The organism is Pseudomonas sp. K5002, from assembly GCF_013386655.1.
Classification (GTDB): domain Bacteria; phylum Pseudomonadota; class Gammaproteobacteria; order Pseudomonadales; family Pseudomonadaceae; genus Aquipseudomonas.
This window is the reverse complement of sequence record NZ_JACARK010001199.1, coordinates 1-376: the sequence shown is the minus strand read 5'-3', so window position 1 is coordinate 376 and position 376 is coordinate 1. Positions and strand designations below refer to the sequence as shown.

Genomic DNA, 376 nt, shown 5'->3' with positions numbered 1-376 from the left:
GCGCCAGCGGCGGGGCAGGGCCAGGGCTTCGCAGTGTTGGCTCAAGTGCTGGCGCAGGGTTTGGGTGACGGTGCGTCGGCCCTGGTTACGCAGGGCATGCAAGCCGTCTGCGCTGAGCACCACGAGGGCGCCGAGTGAGGCGCGGTTTTCCTGCACCACGCCCAGGCGCGTTTCGGCGACCCAGGCATGGTCCATCAGCGCTTGTTCGAGCATCGGCAGGGAGATGCGTTTTTCCTCCAGCTTGACGATGCGGTCCAGGCGGCCGAGCAATTCGAAGCGGCCGTCGGCGTGGATGGTGGCGGCGTCGGCGGTCTGTTCGACATGGCCGGCGGGCAGGTATGGCGAGGCGATGCGCAAGGCGCCGTCGGCGTCCTGG

General features: G+C 68.9%; 1 pseudogene. It reads right to left on the bottom strand.

The features are described 5' to 3' along the window. Positions 1–376, bottom strand: a pseudogene (locus tag HX846_RS34850) (acyl-CoA synthetase); the annotation flags it as partial.